26 protein-coding genes and 1 tRNA gene are annotated in these 17,227 nt (G+C 63.1%); 15 read left to right on the top strand and 12 right to left on the bottom strand.

The genetic code is table 11. The features are described from left to right. Positions 1–18: 18 nt before the first annotated feature. The 4 genes from L879_RS0107080 (at position 19) to L879_RS0107065 (ending at position 2,978) form a co-directional block, all read left to right on the top strand. On the top strand, positions 19–306 hold the full coding sequence (locus L879_RS0107080) for a hypothetical protein (RefSeq protein ID WP_027315493.1): 288 nt from the start codon (positions 19–21) through the stop codon (positions 304–306). 90 nt (positions 307–396) lie between these two features. Beyond that, positions 397–687: a hypothetical protein gene (locus tag L879_RS0107075; protein ID WP_027315492.1), complete on the top strand. Its 291-nt coding sequence runs from the start codon at positions 397–399 to the stop codon at positions 685–687. A 279-nt stretch (positions 688–966) separates the two neighbouring features. Next, the gene (locus L879_RS0107070) at positions 967–2,166 is read left to right on the top strand and encodes a porin (RefSeq protein WP_027315491.1); all 1,200 of its coding nucleotides are present in this window, start codon (positions 967–969) and stop codon (positions 2,164–2,166) included. Positions 2,167–2,702: 536 nt separating this feature from the next. Further along, positions 2,703–2,978 carry a hypothetical protein gene (locus L879_RS0107065; protein WP_154664116.1) on the top strand — a complete coding sequence of 92 codons (276 nt, stop codon included), beginning with the start codon at positions 2,703–2,705 and terminating at the stop codon, positions 2,976–2,978. A 250-nt stretch (positions 2,979–3,228) separates the two neighbouring features. Here the strand turns inward: L879_RS0107065 and L879_RS23570 are convergent, their stop codons facing one another. Both L879_RS23570 and L879_RS0107050 read right to left on the bottom strand, forming a co-directional pair. Beyond that, on the bottom strand, positions 3,229–3,381 hold the full coding sequence (locus L879_RS23570) for a hypothetical protein (protein WP_154664115.1): 153 nt from the start codon (positions 3,379–3,381) through the stop codon (positions 3,229–3,231). Between the two features lie 190 nt (positions 3,382–3,571). Next, the gene (locus L879_RS0107050; RefSeq protein WP_027315489.1) at positions 3,572–3,811 is read right to left on the bottom strand and encodes a hypothetical protein; all 240 of its coding nucleotides are present in this window, start codon (positions 3,809–3,811) and stop codon (positions 3,572–3,574) included. Between the two features lie 277 nt (positions 3,812–4,088). On the opposite strand from L879_RS0107050, the gene L879_RS0107040 reads away from it, so the two are divergent. Together L879_RS0107040 and L879_RS22655 are read left to right on the top strand one after the other, a co-directional pair. Further along, positions 4,089–4,484, top strand: a complete 396-nt coding sequence (locus tag L879_RS0107040) for a response regulator (RefSeq protein ID WP_027315488.1) — start codon at positions 4,089–4,091, stop codon at positions 4,482–4,484. A 91-nt stretch (positions 4,485–4,575) separates the two neighbouring features. After that, the gene (locus L879_RS22655; RefSeq protein ID WP_051435122.1) at positions 4,576–4,941 is read left to right on the top strand and encodes a hypothetical protein; all 366 of its coding nucleotides are present in this window, start codon (positions 4,576–4,578) and stop codon (positions 4,939–4,941) included. 26 nt (positions 4,942–4,967) lie between these two features. Here the strand turns inward: L879_RS22655 and L879_RS0107030 are convergent, their stop codons facing one another. Further along, the gene (locus L879_RS0107030; RefSeq protein WP_027315487.1) at positions 4,968–5,195 is read right to left on the bottom strand and encodes a NepR family anti-sigma factor; all 228 of its coding nucleotides are present in this window, start codon (positions 5,193–5,195) and stop codon (positions 4,968–4,970) included. A gap of 128 nt (positions 5,196–5,323) precedes the next feature. Here L879_RS0107030 and L879_RS0107025 point away from each other — a divergent pair, with 128 nt between their 5' ends. Continuing rightward, entirely contained in the window at positions 5,324–5,506 is a 183-nt protein-coding gene (locus L879_RS0107025; RefSeq protein ID WP_027315486.1) for a hypothetical protein, read from the top strand. 187 nt (positions 5,507–5,693) lie between these two features. Beyond that, complete coding sequence (locus L879_RS0107020; RefSeq protein ID WP_027315485.1) at positions 5,694–6,077, top strand: hypothetical protein; 384 nt, start codon at positions 5,694–5,696, stop codon at positions 6,075–6,077. A gap of 35 nt (positions 6,078–6,112) precedes the next feature. Here L879_RS0107020 and L879_RS0107015 read toward each other — a convergent pair whose 3' ends face one another. From L879_RS0107015 to L879_RS20760, 4 genes are all read right to left on the bottom strand, one after another. Continuing rightward, complete coding sequence (locus L879_RS0107015) at positions 6,113–6,430, bottom strand: hypothetical protein (protein ID WP_027315484.1); 318 nt, start codon at positions 6,428–6,430, stop codon at positions 6,113–6,115. Positions 6,431–6,632: 202 nt separating this feature from the next. Then, positions 6,633–7,652 (bottom strand): calcium-binding protein, encoded by a 1,020-nt coding sequence (locus L879_RS22650; protein ID WP_051435121.1) that lies wholly within the window; start codon positions 7,650–7,652, stop codon positions 6,633–6,635. A gap of 444 nt (positions 7,653–8,096) precedes the next feature. Then, positions 8,097–8,360, bottom strand: coding sequence for a hypothetical protein (locus L879_RS0107005; protein WP_027315483.1), 264 nt, complete (start codon positions 8,358–8,360; stop codon positions 8,097–8,099). A 443-nt stretch (positions 8,361–8,803) separates the two neighbouring features. After that, positions 8,804–9,184: a hypothetical protein gene (locus L879_RS20760; RefSeq protein WP_035458943.1), complete on the bottom strand. Its 381-nt coding sequence runs from the start codon at positions 9,182–9,184 to the stop codon at positions 8,804–8,806. A gap of 76 nt (positions 9,185–9,260) precedes the next feature. On the opposite strand from L879_RS20760, the gene L879_RS20755 reads away from it, so the two are divergent. Continuing rightward, on the top strand, positions 9,261–9,470 hold the full coding sequence (locus L879_RS20755; RefSeq protein WP_368086309.1) for a LuxR C-terminal-related transcriptional regulator: 210 nt from the start codon (positions 9,261–9,263) through the stop codon (positions 9,468–9,470). A gap of 58 nt (positions 9,471–9,528) precedes the next feature. Here L879_RS20755 and L879_RS0106990 read toward each other — a convergent pair. The 3 genes from L879_RS0106990 to L879_RS0106980 all read right to left on the bottom strand — a co-directional run bounded on the left by L879_RS0106990 (position 9,529) and on the right by L879_RS0106980 (position 11,132). Beyond that, positions 9,529–9,614 (bottom strand) — tRNA-Leu (locus L879_RS0106990). A 66-nt stretch (positions 9,615–9,680) separates the two neighbouring features. Next, positions 9,681–10,868 carry an FAD-dependent oxidoreductase gene (locus tag L879_RS0106985; RefSeq protein WP_027315481.1) on the bottom strand — a complete coding sequence of 396 codons (1,188 nt, stop codon included), beginning with the start codon at positions 10,866–10,868 and terminating at the stop codon, positions 9,681–9,683. After that, on the bottom strand, positions 10,869–11,132 hold the full coding sequence (locus L879_RS0106980) for a zinc-finger domain-containing protein (RefSeq protein WP_027315480.1): 264 nt from the start codon (positions 11,130–11,132) through the stop codon (positions 10,869–10,871). Between the two features lie 238 nt (positions 11,133–11,370). Between L879_RS0106980 and L879_RS0106975 the strand changes: the two genes are divergently transcribed. Then, complete coding sequence (locus tag L879_RS0106975; protein ID WP_027315479.1) at positions 11,371–12,135, top strand: alpha/beta fold hydrolase; 765 nt, start codon at positions 11,371–11,373, stop codon at positions 12,133–12,135. 55 nt (positions 12,136–12,190) lie between these two features. Next, a complete protein-coding gene (locus L879_RS0106970) occupies positions 12,191–12,682 on the top strand; it encodes a class I SAM-dependent methyltransferase (RefSeq protein ID WP_027315478.1) in 492 nt (163 codons plus the stop codon). Between the two features lie 3 nt (positions 12,683–12,685). On the opposite strand, the gene L879_RS0106965 is transcribed toward L879_RS0106970, so the two are convergent. Beyond that, positions 12,686–13,486: an enoyl-CoA hydratase gene (locus L879_RS0106965; RefSeq protein WP_027315477.1), complete on the bottom strand. Its 801-nt coding sequence runs from the start codon at positions 13,484–13,486 to the stop codon at positions 12,686–12,688. 79 nt (positions 13,487–13,565) lie between these two features. Between L879_RS0106965 and cysE the strand changes: the two genes are divergently transcribed. The 3 genes from cysE (at position 13,566) to L879_RS0106950 (ending at position 15,296) form a co-directional block, all read left to right on the top strand. After that, positions 13,566–14,402 (top strand): serine O-acetyltransferase, encoded by an 837-nt coding sequence (cysE, locus tag L879_RS0106960; RefSeq protein ID WP_027315476.1) that lies wholly within the window; start codon positions 13,566–13,568, stop codon positions 14,400–14,402. A 91-nt stretch (positions 14,403–14,493) separates the two neighbouring features. Next, positions 14,494–14,706 carry a DUF3126 family protein gene (locus L879_RS0106955; RefSeq protein WP_027315475.1) on the top strand — a complete coding sequence of 71 codons (213 nt, stop codon included), beginning with the start codon at positions 14,494–14,496 and terminating at the stop codon, positions 14,704–14,706. Between the two features lie 59 nt (positions 14,707–14,765). Then, positions 14,766–15,296, top strand: coding sequence for a gamma carbonic anhydrase family protein (locus L879_RS0106950; RefSeq protein WP_027315474.1), 531 nt, complete (start codon positions 14,766–14,768; stop codon positions 15,294–15,296). Between the two features lie 62 nt (positions 15,297–15,358). Here the strand turns inward: L879_RS0106950 and L879_RS0106945 are convergent, their stop codons facing one another. After that, on the bottom strand, positions 15,359–16,033 hold the full coding sequence (locus L879_RS0106945; protein WP_051435120.1) for a transglutaminase-like cysteine peptidase: 675 nt from the start codon (positions 16,031–16,033) through the stop codon (positions 15,359–15,361). 290 nt (positions 16,034–16,323) lie between these two features. On the opposite strand from L879_RS0106945, the gene L879_RS0106940 reads away from it, so the two are divergent. After that, complete coding sequence (locus tag L879_RS0106940) at positions 16,324–17,139, top strand: rhomboid family intramembrane serine protease (protein ID WP_027315472.1); 816 nt, start codon at positions 16,324–16,326, stop codon at positions 17,137–17,139. Positions 17,140–17,227: the final 88 nt, after the last annotated feature.

The raw sequence follows: 17,227 nt of genomic DNA, 5'->3' as shown, positions 1-17,227 counted from the left end.
AAAAAGATCGGCGGCGAGATGATCTCCCTCGGGGCCATCGAGGCGACGGTTCAGGCCCTCTGGCCCGATTTCAACCATGTGGTTGTCGCTCTGCCCGACACGCGCAAGGGAGAACAGATCGTCCTCATCACCGAAAAGGCGGATGCCGACAGGGACGAGCTGCTGGCCTATGCCAAAGCCCAGGGCTTCCCGGAGCTTTGGGTGCCGCGCTCCATCTTCGTGTCGACCATTCCGGTGCTCGGCTCCGGCAAGATCGATTACGGCACTGCCGTCGAAGTTGCGCGCCGCCTGCAGCCGATGCTCTGAGCCCCGGCGCGCCGTAACAAAGCTCGGCCTTGCGCGTTGTCATGCAGTCCTCGCTTCGAGCGGAGAGGCATCGGCATGAGAATTGGCATCATGAGAAGAGTATCGTTCGTCCTGGCCATGGCGATGTCCGCTTCCGGCGCCTATGCGCAGTCCCGGCCCATGACGCCGGGCATGACCTGCAACCAGGCCCGCAATCTCGTTCTCTCGCGCGGCGCGATCGTGCTCGGGACAGGGACCTATACCTACGACCGCTATGTCCGGGATCAGCGTTTCTGCGAGATCAACGAGACGATCGAACCTGCCCTCGTGCCGACGCGGGATACGCCCCAATGCCTTGTCGGCTATCGATGCCGCGATGCCGACTTCCTGTTCGACGACTGAACGGCGCCTCGCCGCAACCCGGCTTCGAGGAGCAGGCAGTGGCCTCGACTCGGCCACGCCCATGCCGTGCGGAAGGCTACCGTCGAGCATCCAAGATGTGTTGAAATTATGACACACTGCGCCGAATAAATCTTCGGCGGCTCTGAAAATGCTTATCTTTTCATCACTTTGCCCGTGCAACGGGCGCACAGCGCGCTTGAGGTGGTTGCATCGCGTCATGCTCTGGATATTGTCACAATCGTATATGGGTCATGTACCCAGACTTTTTTGGAGAACCACATGAAGCTCGCAAAGAGCCTCTTCCTCGGATCGGTCGCGGGTCTCGCGGCTGCCGCAGGGGCACAGGCCGCCGACCTTCCCTCGAAGAAGGCTGCTGCCGTCGAATACGTGCGCGTCTGCTCCACCTACGGAGCCGGCTTCTTCTACATCCCGGGCACGGAAACCTGCCTGCGCGTCGGCGGCCGTGTCCGCGCCGAGTATCAGTACCTCGAGCCGCAGAGCCGCCGTGACGACTCGATCGGCTTCCGCGCTCGCGGCCGCGTCCAGCTCGACGCCCGCACCGCCACAGCTTACGGCCTCCTGCGCTCCTTCGTGCGCATGGAAATCACCCGTAACACCGGCGTCTACGCTGGCGGCGGCGTGTCCTCCTCGCCGGATATCGCTCAGGCCTTCATCCAGTTCGGCGGCCTGACCGCCGGTCGCGTCACCTCGTTCTTCACGAACAGCGACATCCCGAACGAGAACTGGGGCACGGTCCGCTTCTACGACTTCCCCGACGTGAACCTGCTCGCCTACACCTTCTCGTTCGGCAACGGCTTCTCGGCCTCGCTGTCGCTCGAAGAGGGCACCTATGCGTCGGACGCTCTCGGCAGCTTCGGTCAGCGGATGCCTGACGTGGTCGGTAACGTGAAGTATGCCGGCACCTGGGGTTCGGCTCAGCTCTCCGGCGTCGTGCACCAGCTGCGCAGCAACATCCCGGTCGGCGGTCAGTTCGCCGATACCGAGTATGGCTGGGCCCTGTCCGGTCAGGTCAGCGTGAACCTGCCGATGCTGGCTGAGGGCGACGCCCTTTGGCTCGCCGCCACCTATGCCGACGGCGCTCTCGGCTATCTCGGGTTCGATCCCGATGTGGCCGCCGGCTCCTCGTCCGCTCTGGTCTACGATGCCTATATCGGCGCCGACGGCGACATCAAGTCCGGTTCCGGCTGGTCCATCGCCGGTGGCATCAACCACTTCTGGACCCCGACGATCCGTCAGAGCGTGTTCGGCTCCTATGCTCGCGTCGAGTACAGCGCCGGTGCTCCTGCCACCGCCGTGGACTTCAACGAGTGGCGCGTCGGTTCGAACCTGATCTGGTCGCCGGTTTCCGGCCTGGATATCGGTGTCGAGGCCCTCTACTCCAATCTCGATCCTCGCAGCCCGCTGCTGCGCGGCGACGATTCCTGGGAAGGCCGTCTGCGCATCCAGCGCGACTTCTAATCGGCTCGTCTGATTGGACAGGAGAACCCCGGTGGCAACACCGGGGTTTTTCTTTTGTGGTCCGCCAGTTCATTGACGCAACGCGATTGCTGGCTAAAGCATCGGACGAGAAAAGTGGACTTGCACTTTTGGGATCGGATCCGGTGCATTCTTCCTGAGTTGAGAGCATCGCTAGGGTCCGCACGATGCTCTAGGAGTATCTAATAAAACCGTTGGATGCGCTTTCCCTCCCCCTTGTGGGGAGGGTCAGGGCGGGGGTGCCGACGCTTGACCTTGATAGGCTATCGCTTACACCCCCTCCTCCACCTCCTCCCAACAAGGGGGAGGACAGCCCGCGTTGTGCAAGACGAGTCTCGGGCAAGCCCGAGGCTCGTGGGGGAGGAGGGTTAGGACGGTGTTCGACAGGGCAAGTCCGAAGCTCATGGCGGAGGAGGCCGGTAGCGTGCCTGTTGTTCTGACTTGCCTAAAGAAACCAGGAGGTTTGTGAGGTATTCTAAGACCGAAGGGGCGATTGCGCGATGATGCGGGGTAAGGCGATGGCGAGGATTGTCTGGGAGCTGGGCTGTGCCGTTGGGTTCGCGGTTCTGCTCACGGGATGCGTGGGAATGGCAGGCGTCTCCACATGGGAGTATCAGGCCGGGCCGGGATACGAGATGCAACGCACCTATGACGGCCGCATCCAGGCCGATACGAGCCGGGGACTGACCCGCGAGGCCTGCACAAGCGTCTCCACGCGGGGAACCGGTCCCGCGGGGGGAGGCTACGGCAGCGATGTCACGGATTGCCGCTCCACGTCACCGAGGACGCGTTGAGCGAAGGAACGAACCCTCACCTTGACCGTTGGCATGGGATCAATGCCATTGTCAGGAGAGAAGCATGAACAACATCATCTGGCTCATCGGTGCGATCGTGGTCGTCCTTGCGATCCTGTCGTTCCTCGGGCTGCGCTAAGACCGTACCTTGAACCTGCAGGGCGGCTTCCGTGGTTCTCACACCGCCCCGCAGGTCCCGAGCCTTTCGTTGCCATCGCCATGACAAGCCGTCGCTCGTTCGGAGCGCGGCTCATTCGATGAGCGCCATGATGACCGATGCGACATTCATCACCGCCAGCGTCCCGATCAATGCCGGGAGCAGCGGGATGACCTTTCTCCGCATCGACCCTTCATCGGCCGTCGCTTCCATACGCCTCTCGAGGCGAGATTCCTTGATGGTCATCTCTCATCCTCTTCATGTCTAACCTTAAGTGAGGCGACTACCATGCGCCTGAACCGGCTGCGTCGAGGTGCGCTCACACACAGGCGTTGTAGCTACGTTTGTCGGACGCGCAGGACATGGGAGAAGGCATTCGCGCGCTGCACCGTTGCAAGCGGACCTTCGGGGCCGCCATGCGCGCTTCTGCGATGCGTTAATGCCGGGTGGCGGTTTTCTGAAACTGGAGCAGTTGTCCCTCGATGGCGCGCAACCTGGTCATCAGCCGGTCCAGTTCGGACAGGAGCTGCCGTTCGTCCTGCCGGGCCTTTTCGATGAGATCGGGAGAGGAGCCGTGGCGCATGCGCTGAAGGGCATCGGCCAGCTTCCGGTCCAGAAGCTGCATGTGATGCTCCAGATCCACGAATTCCTGATGAAGCAGGATCTCCTTGAACACGGCAGGCATCTCGCGTGAGAAGGATCGGTTCCGAACTTAAGCTACAGCCGATGCGCGGTTTCCTCTAGGTCAAAAAGAAGAGGGGCGGACATTTTCTCAAAGGCCAAGGTGAAACGGAGTGCAGTCTTCACCGTTCTGAAATGAGGGCCCCGCTCGATCGTATCGTCTGGCATAGCGGGCTTGAGCTTGCCCTTGAATGGCAGCAAACCAGTGTATCGTTCCGGTTGACCGTCTTCTCAAGGGTGGATTCCCTAAAGACCGTCAAGGAGATCGCCACATGGCACCGAAGGAAGAGCCGGTTCGGGTCGCCTTGATCGTCGAGGACGATTCCGAGGTGAGGGGGCTTGCGGCCGCTCTTCTCGAGGAGACCGACCTGAAAGTCGTGGAGGCTGCCAGCGCGCAGGAGGCTTTCGATTACCTGCGGCAAAACGCGGATCAGGTGGCTTTTCTGTTCACCGACATGCATCTCTCGAATTTGACGGACGGGAGCGACCTGGTTCGGACTGTGCGCCTCAACTGGCCATGGGTGCGCACGGTCGTGACCGCAGGTTGGCCTGTCGATCCTCTCTTCGACGACATGCCGGGGGATGTCCGCTTCATGCCGAAACCGTGGCGGGCGCTCGACGTGCTGATGGAGGCGGAGAGGGCGGCTCAAGCCTATCGACGCGACTGAGGCAACTTCTTGAAAGAGAATCTGGGACCTTGGCGCCTGGAACCTTGGCGCTTGCCGGGAATTGGCCTCGGCAACCGAAGAGGATCGAGCGATGACATACACCTCCACCGCCACCGGTACATTCTCGTCGCGCAGGGAGGCCAACCGGGCCGTCCAGCGTCTGGTCTCAGCAGGCTTCGCCCGCAACAGCATCGCGGTTCATCCGCATGAGGATGACGAGGGCTACGACCTGGAGATTCATACGCGACGGAAAAATCACAGGTGGGCAGAACGCTTGATCCACGCATCCGATCCCCTTTACCCCATGCGGCAGACGGCTTCGATGGCGGTCGAGACGGCGAGGTCTTATCCTCTCGTTCTGCTGGGAGCAGGGGTCCTGGCCGGCTTCCTGGTCTACAGCCTCATTCCTCATCAGGCGGAAACCTCGAGCCGTTCCAGAAGGCGATCCCGGAGCTGAAGGGGGGACGGAGGCCGGGCGATGCCTCAGCGCTCTGCGTCGTCTTCCTGCCAACCGCTTCTCTCGAGCTCATGCAGCAAATGCTTGATGCGATCCGGTGCAGGTTCCTTCAGGACATCCTGGTAGCTGCGCTGCAACTGGCGTCCGAGATCCTTCAGCAATTCGGACCGGCCGGACGCCGTCAGGCCGTTGGAGCCGATGCTCCAATTGTTGTTACTGTTCGTGGCAGAGGGACGGTCTTGCCGCCTCGGCATACTGGGCTCCTTGCGTGCTCATCCTTGAGCCTGAGAACGGGCGAAAACGGATTGGGTTGCGGTTAAGTTTCTGAGAACAAATATTTTTCCGGGGCTGGCGCGTCTTACCCCTTGAGGAGATCATCCGGATGCAGGCGACCGCCGGTCGCATTGGCATCTCACATGCCTTGCGCCAAAGCTCAGCTTCAGGATTGGAGACGGGGCTCGGGATGCGTGAAGTTCTGATGATTTATCTGTTTGGCGTGATCCTGCTTCTGGCCGTCGCGACCATGATCGACGGCGAAGAGGTATTGGGCTCGACCATATCCTGATCGCAGGGTTCGGATGGCCGGTCCTGACCCCGATCCTGGCCCTCCGGGCCTGGACCGGACGCTGAGCCGGGCATAGCTGGGCTCAGGGGGTCTCGAAGATATCGGCCCGGAAGGGCTGCCCCATACATTCCCTAACGGCACTTTCATTGCTAAGCTTGGCCTATAATTGGCGTGACGAGGCAATGGAATGGTGAGGACGATCCTGTTGGCGGCAATCTTCCTGGCTGGGCTTGGCCCATCCCAGGCTCAGACGAGCTGCTATCCGCGCATCGGATCCCATAGCGGGCAGTATGAGGGGCAGTGCCCCAATTCCGAACTCAAGTGGAAGGTCTTCGAGAACACGATCGGCGCGTTCGGGCGCAACTGCAGCGACGAGCCTTGGACCTATAACCGGACCGAGCGGCGGTTCTTCAATTTCAGAACCAAGGAAGCGTCCGTCATGCAGGATTGCGACATCCCGGTTCCATCTCAAGCCACAGGCTCGTGGAGCGCGCCTGCCGGTTCGGAGGCCGCCCAGCGTTTCTACCAGGGCCAGATCAACGGGCCGCAGGCCCCCGGGAGCCGCTCGTAACCATCCCTGTCCGGGCTCTTCCGGGACTCGGTCCGTCAGTTGCGCGACGGCACGTTGCGGCCGAGGCAGCGATACCCGACAGGGCATTCGGCGACATCGGCTGTCGGCACCCAGGCGGGTGTCGCAATCTCTCCCAGGGCGCAATATCCATAAGCGCCTACATAGCGGTCATAGGTGAAGGGGCTTGTGCTGAGCACGATGGCCCCTTGTGTCGCGACAAGCGCCCGGGCCTGGGCGCATGCCATCCTCAAGGTCATGGGATGGCTCTGGCCGAGAGCCTGAGCGCTCGCGGCCAGGAGGGCGAGACAGGCCGCGAGGCTGATCCGGCCAAGGCGTAACGATCGGTCCGTCATTCCACATCTCCTCCATCGGAGAGCGATACGCCCCTTAAAGCTAGAGCGTTTTTCGGCGAAGTGGATCCGGTTCGCCGTTCAAGAATGCGGCGTGGCGAAGACGAGAGCCGATTCCACGTCAGTGAAAGCGGCTCTCTCGCGCCGGCCGGCGGAGAGGATGTCACCTTTGGGATGATCGGTGCGTCTCGCCTCCACCGTGGGATCAGACGATCCGAAAATCCGCAGATGTCAGCCTCAGGCCCTCCGCGAGCTTCGCGACGGCAATCTGGTCGGCTGCGCCGGTGCCGTCCCGGTCGTAATAGAGCACGCCGTCGGCGCGATCGTAGATGATGCGGTCGGTGGCGTCATGCGCTTCATCGCCTGTCCAGAAGGCAGAGGACTTCAGCGCGCCTGCCGCTCCCAGGGCGCTGAAAATTTTGTTCTCAAGCCATATCGTATCGTCGCGAACCGAGAAGTCGCGGATCGTATCGGCATCCCGCGTGCCATGCGGAGAGGTATGGAAGACGAACACGTCCTGTCCCGATCCGCCGCTCAGAACATCCTTCCCATAGCTGCCGTAAAGCCGGTCGTTGCCGATGCCGCCCGAGATCGTATCGTTGCCCGAGTTGCCATAGAGGCGGTCGTTGCCTGTCTCCCCCCAGATGATATCGTTTGATTGTCCCGCCTTGATCTGGTCGCTTCCGACGCCGCCGAGGATGCGATCCTTGTTCGCCGTTCCCGAGAGCGTGTCGTTCACTCTCATGTCCTGCAGCTGGCCGTAGAGCGGCACCTCCGACCGACTGACGCCGACCGGCAGGCTGGTTGCCCAATCGAGTCCGACCGTGTGAAGCAGCGATGCAACGACGGAATTGCTGTTCAGATCGTATCCCGGAAGCTGTCGGAAGATATCGAAGCTGTAACGAAGTTCGGCGCGGTCGATGTCGACGGCATGCTGGACCATGACCTTCCACACATCGCCGGCGTTCCTCGTGCCGATATCGAGCACCGTGCGATGTCGCTCCGCAGGCGTGTCCGAACCTCGCCTGTCCGGAGAAAAGGCCAGATCGACATTGGCGATCGTGCCGAGGCGGCCGTCGCTTTCGAGCGAGCCACGGATCACTTTCTCGGACAGGACATGTCCGTGGGAGTCGGTGACGGTCTTGACGAGATAGAGATGGAGGAAACCGCTGATGACGCCTTCAAGATCGACCGGCTTGGCCTCGATGGCAATGACCGTCGGCATGGATGCTCTCCCTGGGAAGAGTGAGCGCCCGGACAGTCCGGGCGCGGGCTGCATCATCAACTGTGCGGGGGCCTTCGCCGTTCCATCGGTGCATCCGGGGCCATCGGTTCGTTGCCGCACACGCGCGAGGACGGATGCTTCGTTGCGATGGGATGACGAATGTAATCATACGTGAATTGACCTGCTGGCCGGGCAGGCGGAGACTGGCACCGGAGCATTGGATCGACCGAATGCTCCTCTTGTGAAGCGCACATCGCTGAAGCGATCCGATGGTTCGCTGCGAAGGCGCGATGCGTGTGGTCGACGGCATTGTGTTGCTCCCTCTGAGAAACTGAGGCCCCTCCGGGGCCTCTTTTGTTGGGAGCTTTCTTGCCAATGCGCTCATCGAGGAAGAAAGCATCGGATGGTTCCCAAAAGTGCAAGTCCACTTTCGGGCACAATGCTTTAGCGTCGAAGACTCTCGATGAGAGCTTGGTAGGCCGCGCGTTGTTTCCGGTAATTCAGAAGCAGTTGCTGCTTGAGGTCGTTCTTCTGCTCGGGCTCGATGTTGCTGCGTTCGAGATTGAGCACTTCCTTGCCGTACTCGAAATCGATGTTCGTCAATGTTCGGGAGACCCAGAGTATCTTCAAGTCTTTCTCGGTAATCATGCCCTCGTCGGGCGCACGGCTGCAATTCGTCCGGGGCAGCACATCCTTGCTGATGGGCATCGTTCCCTCCGATCATCCGTGGTCGAGGGGAGGGATATGGAACCGGGTGCTAAGGCGGCAATGCGTCTGACGCGCATCCGAGAGGGAAGAGAGTGCTCCGTGTCAGTACCCCTGCGGAGAGGCTTCTCAAGCGGTGTCGCGCATGAGTCACGTTTCCCACGCACGAATGCGTTCTCTTTCTGGCGTGCCGATGAAGATCGTTAATTTAGGCTTTATTCACCCCAGCCCTTAAGTATTAAAGCATACTCCTTCGTGGCTAGAGTAAATACTATAACTCTTGCTGAAATTTCAACTTTGCTTCCTCATGGATAACCGCGGCGGTGTTATTGCGGAGCTCACGTAAGGGGGCATTTATGTTGAAGGGTGATTCTCGGTATATCGCGTTGGTCAATTCGCACGGAGTTCCTCCTGCGACTGGGGCCAGGCAGCGTCATGCTACAGAATTACTCTGCGGAAACCCCTTGCTGCGGGTTGGCCTTGCGCATGTGCTGACGGGCACGGACTTCGCCGTCGCCGATCAGGCTCCTGGCGCGGAGGCGCCGCAGCGGATTGTCCCGTCGCCGGAGCTGTATATCGTCGATGCGAGCGGCTCTGTCGAGCAGACGCTCCAGTTCGTCCAGGATGCGAAGGGCCGCAACCCGAATGCCCGCATCGTGGCCATCGCGGACACGTTCACTCTCGATATCGTCCAGCGTTCGATTTCCGCCGGGGTGCACAGCTTCTGCCTGGCGATGGGTGGGCGCGAGGTTCTGGTCAGGATTCTCGAGCTGACGATGCTGGGCGAGCAGGTATTGCCGGGAACGGTCGTTCGCTCTCTCTCTCATCGACCATACGCCTGCGGAGGCGGGACGGGCGAGCCCCAGCGCAAACCAGAACGGGCCCGATCCGAGAACGAACCGATTGTCGCCGCGCGAGAAGGAGATCCTGCAATCGCTCATGGGCGGCGACGCGAACAAAGTCATCGCGCGCAAGCTCGATGTGACGGAGGCGACCGTCAAGGTCCACGTCAAGTCCATCCTGCGCAAGATCGGCGCGGCCAACCGCACCCAGGCCGCCATGTGGGCCAACGAAAACCTTCGGTTCCAGCCCGAAGCGTCGCTCATGAACTGAGGGAAGAATCGCGGAGGCCGGAGTTCTCTCTGCGCCTCCGGCGTCGTCTCAAGAAATGTGGTGCGGACGGCGGGGGTCGAACCCGCACGGGCATAGCCCGAGGGATTTTAAGTCCCTTGCGTCTACCGGTTTCGCCACGTCCGCATCATGTCGAGGGTTATCGGGCTGCGTGCGCAAGCGCAAGTCAAAGAGTGCGGCGCGGGAGCGCCGTCAACCCGGAATACGAAAACCATAGAGCCAGTCGTAACGCTTCGTCATCCCCTCCGGCCCGAGATAGCGCATGACCTGATCGCGTCCGAGGGCGATCAGGGAGCCCGCGTGGTAGATGCGCCCGTTCTTGCGGGCCTCGTCCTGCACCCGGGTTGCGCGCCCGAGGCGCGCCTTCTCATAAGCCGCCAGGAGCGCCGGGATCCCGGTTTCCGGCCCGGCGATGAGGGAGGCGAGCGTGGCGGCCTCCTCGATGGCCATGGCGGCTCCCTGGGCCAGAAAGGGCAGGACCGGATGGGCAGCATCGCCGAGAAGGGCGATCCGCCCCATGGCGAGGCGCTGGGCCGGGTGATCGAACAGGGACCAGCGCAGCCAGTCCTGCGGAAGAGCGAGAAGCTGGCGCAGGGCGGGCGCGGCGGAAGGATAACGGGCCAGCAGATCCGCGCGGTTGCCGGGCGCGGCCCAGCCTTCCACCGGCGCGGGGTTCCGCTCGATGGCGACTACATTGACGAGCTTGCCGCCGGCGATGGGGTAATGCACCACATGGCCCTGAGGCCCGAGCCAGAGGCCCGTCTCGTCCCCGGAGAGTTCCGCGGGCGCGGCGCTGCGCTCGAAGGTGGCGCGCCAGGCGATGTAGCCCCGATAGGTGGGGGGCTTCGTGTCGCCCAGCGCTTGCCGCACCTTGGACCAGACGCCATCGGCCCCGACGATCATGTGGGCGCTCATGGTCTCATGGGCGCCGCCTGCCGATACCCAGGAGAGGGAAGCTCCTGCCGGGCCGTCCTCGACGGCCTCGACCGTGCGGCCCATCACCAGCCGGATCGACGGTTCCGAGCGAACGGCATCCAGCAGGATCGTCTGGAGATCGGCCCGGTGGATGACCCAGTACGGCGCCCCGAAGCGCTCGCGCATGAAGCGGCCCAGGGCGACCTCGCCGATGGTCCGGCCGGTGCGGATAGCGCGCACGGCCACGCGCTCCGGCTCCGTCGCCACGCGGCGCAGAGCCGGCCCGAGCCCGAGGTCGATCAGGATCCGGCTGGCATTGGGCGAGAGCTGGAGCCCGGCCCCCACCTCGCTGAAGCCGGTCCGGCGCTCGATGAGGGAAACCGCGTGGCCCTGGCGGGCCAGGGCCAGCGCCGCCGTCAGGCCGCCGATACCGGCGCCGACAACCGCAATCGAGAGACCGGACACTTAGCGCGAGGAGGGATCTGTCGCGAAGTCGGGCTCCCACACGCATTCGGCGGGGCGAGCCTCGTCGGCTTTCAGGGAGGGATCGTACTTGAAGAGGGTCGAGCAATAGGAGCAGACCGTCTCGGTATCGGAGCCCATGTCGATGAAGATATGGGGGTGATCGAGGGGCGGCGTCGCCCCGATGCACATGAACTCCTTCGAGCCCACGTGAATGACGGGAACGCCCGGATCGTTGTGGAAGTGGGGGGTGCCTTTGTCAGCCATTGCCGTCGCTCTGAAGCCGTGAAATTTGCGCGCACCATAATGGCCGAAGAGCCATGCGCCTAGAGCATTTTTCGGCGAAGTGGATCCGGTTCGCCGTTAAAAAAGCGGCATGGCAAAGACGAGAGCCGTTCCCTGTCCGTGAAATCGGCTCCAGAGCAAAATTCGCATGCGATTGCATCTCGCCGGAGGGGCGCTTAGGTAGAGCCCGTTCCCAGCCTTATCGAGCATTCCCGGTTCCATGCGCTACTTCAATTCCAACGGCGTGAGCATCGCCTATATCGACGTGCCGCCCCACGAGGGTCAGGGCGACCCGATCCTTCTCATCCACGGATTTGCCTCCAACCACGCCGTGAACTGGGTCAATACGCTCTGGGTCAAGACCCTGACGCGCGCCGGATACCGGGTCGTCGCCTTCGACAATCGCGGGCACGGGGAGAGCGAAAAGCTCTACGACCCTGAGGCCTACAATTCCTACCGCATGGCGGAGGACGGGCTCCGGCTGCTCGACCATCTCGGAATCGCGCGGGCCGATGTCATGGGCTATTCCATGGGGGCGCGGATCACGGCACATATGGCGCTCACCGCGCCGGAGCGGATGCGCTCCATGCTGCTGGGAGGCTTGGGGATTCATCTGGTCGAAGGCGTGGGCCTGCCGCTGGGAATCGCCGATGCCATGGAGGCGCGCTCCCTCGACGACCTCACGGATCCCATGCAGCGCATGTTCCGCGCCTTCGCTGAGCAGACCGGCAGCGATCTCAAGGCGCTGGCCGCCTGCATCCGCGGCTCGCGGCAGGTGCTGACGCGGGAGGAGGTCGCCACGATCAGGCTGCCGACCCTGATCTCCGTCGGCACCAACGACGATGTGTCGGGCTCGGGTCCCGAACTCGCCAGGCTCATTCCCAACGCGACCGCGCTCGACATTCCGGGACGCGACCACAACCTCGCAGTCGGCGACAAGGTGCACAAGCAGGGCGTTCTCGACTTCCTAGCCCAGAGGCCATGAAGCGGGGCCGTTGATTTCGTCGCCGCCCCTCCCAATTCCGTAAGGGGAGGGAGCCATGACCAGGCTCGACAGCGCAATCCGACGATTGACGGCCCAGCGAGACCTGCTGAACTGGGCGGCGCGGCATATGGCGCCCACCGGCCTCGTTCTCGAAGTCGGACTGGGTAACGGTCGCACCTACGATCATCTCCGCGACCTGATGCCCGGCCGGTCGATCTACGTTTTCGAGCGGTCCCCGGCCGCCCATCCCGATTGCTATCCTCCGGACGGATATCTGCTCGTGGGCGACGTCTTCGAGACCCTGCCGGCCTTCACCGCGCGGTTCGGTCAGGGCACGGCGGCGCTGATCCATGTGGATATCGGCACGGGCGACGATGAGGCGAACCGCCAGATTGCCCGGCGGCTCTCCCCCCTGCTGGAGAGGCCGCTTCAACCGGGCGGGCTTCTTATCGGGGATCGTCCGTTCAACATGCCGTCCTGTCGGGATATCTCGGCCAAGACCGGCGTGCCGGAAGGCCGCTATTACGTGTATTGCCGGGAAGGGTGAGGGTCATCGCCCGGTGAACACGGGCTGACGTTTCTGCAGGAAGGCCGTGCGTCCTTCCACCGCATCCGCGCTGTCGAAGCACCGATCGGCGAGGGCGACCGGATCCACATCCGGATGCGCGATGCCGACCGCTGCGTCGATGGCGGCCTTCGCGGCCCGGATGGTGAGGGGAGCGTTCGCCGCGATGGACCGGGCCAGCGCCACGGTTGTCGCCTCGAGACGGTCGTCGGGGACGAGGCGCTGCAAAACCCCGAGACGCTGGGCCTCCTGGGCGTCGAGCCGCCTGGCGGTGAAGAAGAGATCCTTGGCGGCGGCCGCGCCCACGGTCGCGGTCACGAGCTTCATGGCGCCTGGCGGATAGCCGACCCCGAGCCGGGCGGCGGGGATGCCGAACACCGCGTTCTCCGACGCCACCCGCAGATCGCAGGAGAGGGCGAGGCCGAAACCGGCACCGAGGCAGAAGCCCCGAATCATGGCGATGACGGGCTTGGGGCAATGGGCCACGGCCCAGAAGGCCGCCTCGTTGGCTGCTTCGTAACGCCGGCCGCCCTCGGCATCGGCGCGCACGGTCTCGAACTCCGCGATGTCCGCGCCGGAGACGAAGGTTTCATGGCCCGCTCCTCTCAGGATTACCGCGCGGACCCTGGAGTCCCGGCCGAGGGCCTCCATGATCGCGGGAAAGGCCCTCCACATCTCCAGGTCCACGGCGTTGCGCTTCGGCAGGTTATCGACGGTCAGGGTCACGATGCCGTCGTCGAGAGAGAGCACGAGCTTGGACGTCGCCGGAGAAAAAGAGTAGGTCATGGCTTGCCTGGATCTGTGGTAAGGGCCCCAGGCTTCTTATCTATGCCCAAGGCGATTGCGAAGCCGGCAGGAGAGTATCATGACACAAACGCGCCTGAAGCCGGGAGCCCCGGATTCCCTGGCCGGCAAGGTCGATCCCATCTGGGCCCGCCTGCGCGCCGAGGCCGAGGCCGTCGTGCAGGCCGAGCCGGCCATGGCCGGGTTCGTGCTCAGCGCCATCCTGCACCAGCCGACCCTCGAAGCCGCGGTGATCCACCGGGTGGCCTCGCGCCTGGGCCATGCCGCGGTGCCGGCCGACATCATCGAGCAGATCTTCCTGGAAGCCGTCGAGGACGACAGGAGCATCGGCGCCGCTTTCCGTGCCGACATCAGCGCCGTCCTCGACCGCGATCCCGTCGTCACCCGGGCGATCGAGCCCGTTCTCTACTTCAAGGGATTCCACGCCCTTCAGACGCACCGGCTGGCCCACTGGCTCTGGACGCGCGGACGGCAGGATTTCGCCCTCTATCTACAGAGCCGCTCCTCGGAAACCTTCCAGACCGACATTCACCCGGCGGCCCGGATCGGGCGGGGCATCTTCCTCGACCACGCCACGGGCCTCGTGGTCGGCGCGACCGCCGTCATCGAGGACAACGTGTCGATGCTCCAGGACGTGACGCTGGGCGGCACCGGGAAGGAGCGGGGAGACCGGCACCCCAAGATCCGCCATGGCGTGCTCATTGGCGCCGGAGCCAAGATTCTCGGCAATATCGAGGTCGGTCATTGCGCCAGGATCGCGGCCGGTTCCGTGGTGCTCAAGCCCGTTCCCCATAACGCCACGGTGGCGGGCGTTCCGGCGAAGGTTGTCGGTACGGCGGGATGCGACGAGCCTGCACGCGCCATGGATCATCGTTTCTCCGACACGGATGGAAACTGAGGGAAGGGGCCCGCCGAGGACCTAACTCCGCTTGCTCGCGTTTGCCGGACATGGCAATTGCAGCATCCGTGACATCAAGAAAGGACCTCTAGTGGACAAGACCGAGATGGCTAAAGTCGAGCGCTATCTGCGCCAGACCTTCGCAAACCACTCGATCCGGGTTGTCGGCCGGCCGAAGAAGACCGACTCGGCGGAAGTTTACATCGGTGAGGAATTCGTCGGCGTTCTCTTTGTCGACGACGAGGACGGGGACCGCTCCTTCAACTTCACCATGGCCATTCTCGATACGGATCTCGAGGATTAGGCGCCTTTTCGCAGCAGAACTTGAGACAGGTTCTGCTGCTTTTTCGTTCTGGAGACGCGATGCCGATCTACAGCCTCGACGACGCCGCCCCGATCCTTCCCGAACCCGACCGCTTCTGGATCGCTCCCGATGCCCATGTGATCGGCAAGGTGAAGCTGGGACGGGATGTGGGCGTCTGGTTCGGAGCCGTGCTGCGGGGCGACAACGAGCTGATCGATATCGGCGAGGCCACGAACATTCAGGAAGGGGCGCTGCTCCATACGGATATGGGCGCTCCCCTGACCGTCGGCGCAGGCTGCACCATCGGCCACAAGGCCATCCTGCACGGCTGCACCATCGGGGAGAATTCCCTGATCGGCATGGGCGCCACCGTTCTGAACCATGCGCGCATCGGCGCGAACTGCTTGGTGGGCGCCAATGCGCTGGTCACCGAGGGCAAGGCCTTTCCCGACAATTCGCTCATCGTCGGCGCGCCGGCGAAGGCCATCCGGGTGCTCGATGCGGAATCGATCGAGCGGCTCCGCTGGTCGGCCAGGAACTACGTGGCGAACTGGAAGCGCTTTGCGCAAAAATTAAAGCGGATCGACTGATCCGCTTCAGGTTTCTGACATCGATGGGAGGCGTGAACCGGCGTCGTGCGCCGGTTTCGTTTTTAAGGATTGGCGGTGGTGGTCGGCGATGCGGCGATTCCGCCGAGCGACACCCAGCCGATCGTGTCCTGGCTTTCGCGCTTGATGTAGACATAACCCGTGCGCTGCCAGGGAAGGATGGCGGAGGTCTTGTTGTCGAGGACGAGGTCGCCTCGGTTCGTGCGGAGCATCAGCACCGCATGGCCCTCGCCGAGCTCGTCGATCACGACCGTCATGCGCATGGCGCGGCGGGGAAGGCCGGCCTCCGCGAGAAGCCGCCGCTTGAGGAGTTGGTAATCCTCGCAATCGCCGCGCCCGTCATCGGGAAAGCTCCAGATGTCGACCACGCCCCAATGGTCGGCGTCCGTCACGGCCTTGACGTTCGCATTCACTTCCTGATTGACCGAGACGATGGTGTTCCAGGCTTGAGGGGTGAGCTCGATCCTGTCGGGCTCCGTCACGTCCACGGTGCATTCGGACCGGTATTCCTCGCAGAACTGCGCCCAGCCCAGCAGGGGCTTCGCGGCGCCTATGCTCGCGATGGGAGTGCTGGAAACGGGCAGGGCCGCGACGGTTTGAGCCTGGACGGCTGCGCCGGAAAAGAGGAGGGACAATCCCAGAAGAGCGGCTTTGAGGAGCGTTCCCGGCTTCTCATTTCCGCCACAGAAAAGGCCGCTCTTGAAACAATCCTTTCGCATGCCCCACCAGCCGGTTAACGTTCTTTTAACCAAACTGACATGGTTGCATTGAAGGCTCAAGCGGAAAGTAAAAGGTGAGTTAACGCGTCGCGCTCTTCGCGGTTCCATTATGGTTAACAGAAAAATGAAGCAGAGGGTCAGAAGAAGGACAGAATTCCTCTAAGACAAGCTTGGCCGTTGCCGGGGCGCCGGTTTTTCTCGACGGCGCGTCCAAAGAGGGGTTAGGTCATCGGAGGTCCCGCCATTGCCGGCCCTGGGATTCGGGTCGGCCGTCCAGACAAAAGCAGTTCATGTCCACGCATCCGCCCCGCCCCCGTGAGCCGATTCTCAATCTGCCGACTGCCATCACCCTGTCGCTCTTGGCGCTGATCGGCATTCACGCGGTCCGCCTGCTGCTCTCCGAGGAAACCGACTTCACCCTGATCTTCTACTGGGCGGTCATTCCGGCCCGCTGGTCGGTCGCCTTCGGCGGCGTCCAGACTGAAGAGGTGATGCGCTATTTAAGCGAGGGCGTGCCGCAGGACACCATCACGCCGCTGATGGCCCTGGCGCAATATGTCCTCGCCGACGGGGAGGGACGTCCCTGGACGGCGCTGACCTATGCGTTCCTGCACGGCTCCTGGGCGCATGTGCTCATCAACGGCGTCTGGCTCGCCGCCTTCGGAACGCCGATCGTCCGCCGGTGCGGCGCGGGAAGGTTCTTCCTTCTGTCGTCGGTTTCCGCCATCGCCGGGGCGATCCTCTACGCCTTCATGAACCCGCTCCAGGTTCTGCCGATGATCGGCGCATCGGGCGCCGTGTCCGGCCTGATGGCCGCCGCCTCCTGGTTCACGTTCGCGCCGGCCTCCTGGCATTGGGAGGGGCGGGTGGCGCAGCCGCACGAGCGGCCGCGCGAGCGCCTCGGCGACATGATCCGCAACCGCCAGGTCCTGATTTTCCTCGGAATCTGGTTCGCCGCGAACTACGTCTTCGCCTTCGTGCAGCCTCTCGGCCTCACCGATGCGAGCATCGCCTGGGAAGCGCATATCGGAGGCTTTCTCGCCGGGCTCATCCTCTTTCCCTTCCTCGATCCGCTTCCGGCCCGACAAAAGCGCATCTCGGCTTGAAACCGACATGGTTTCCCCCGATCATCGTGACATCGGCACAAGGGCTCGCGCTCACGGTCGTCAGGTGAGGACCCGTGCCGGCCCCGCG

The organism is Microvirga flocculans ATCC BAA-817 (assembly GCF_000518665.1).
Lineage (GTDB): Bacteria > Pseudomonadota > Alphaproteobacteria > Rhizobiales > Beijerinckiaceae > Microvirga > Microvirga flocculans.
This window is presented reverse-complemented; position numbering and strand designations above follow the sequence as displayed.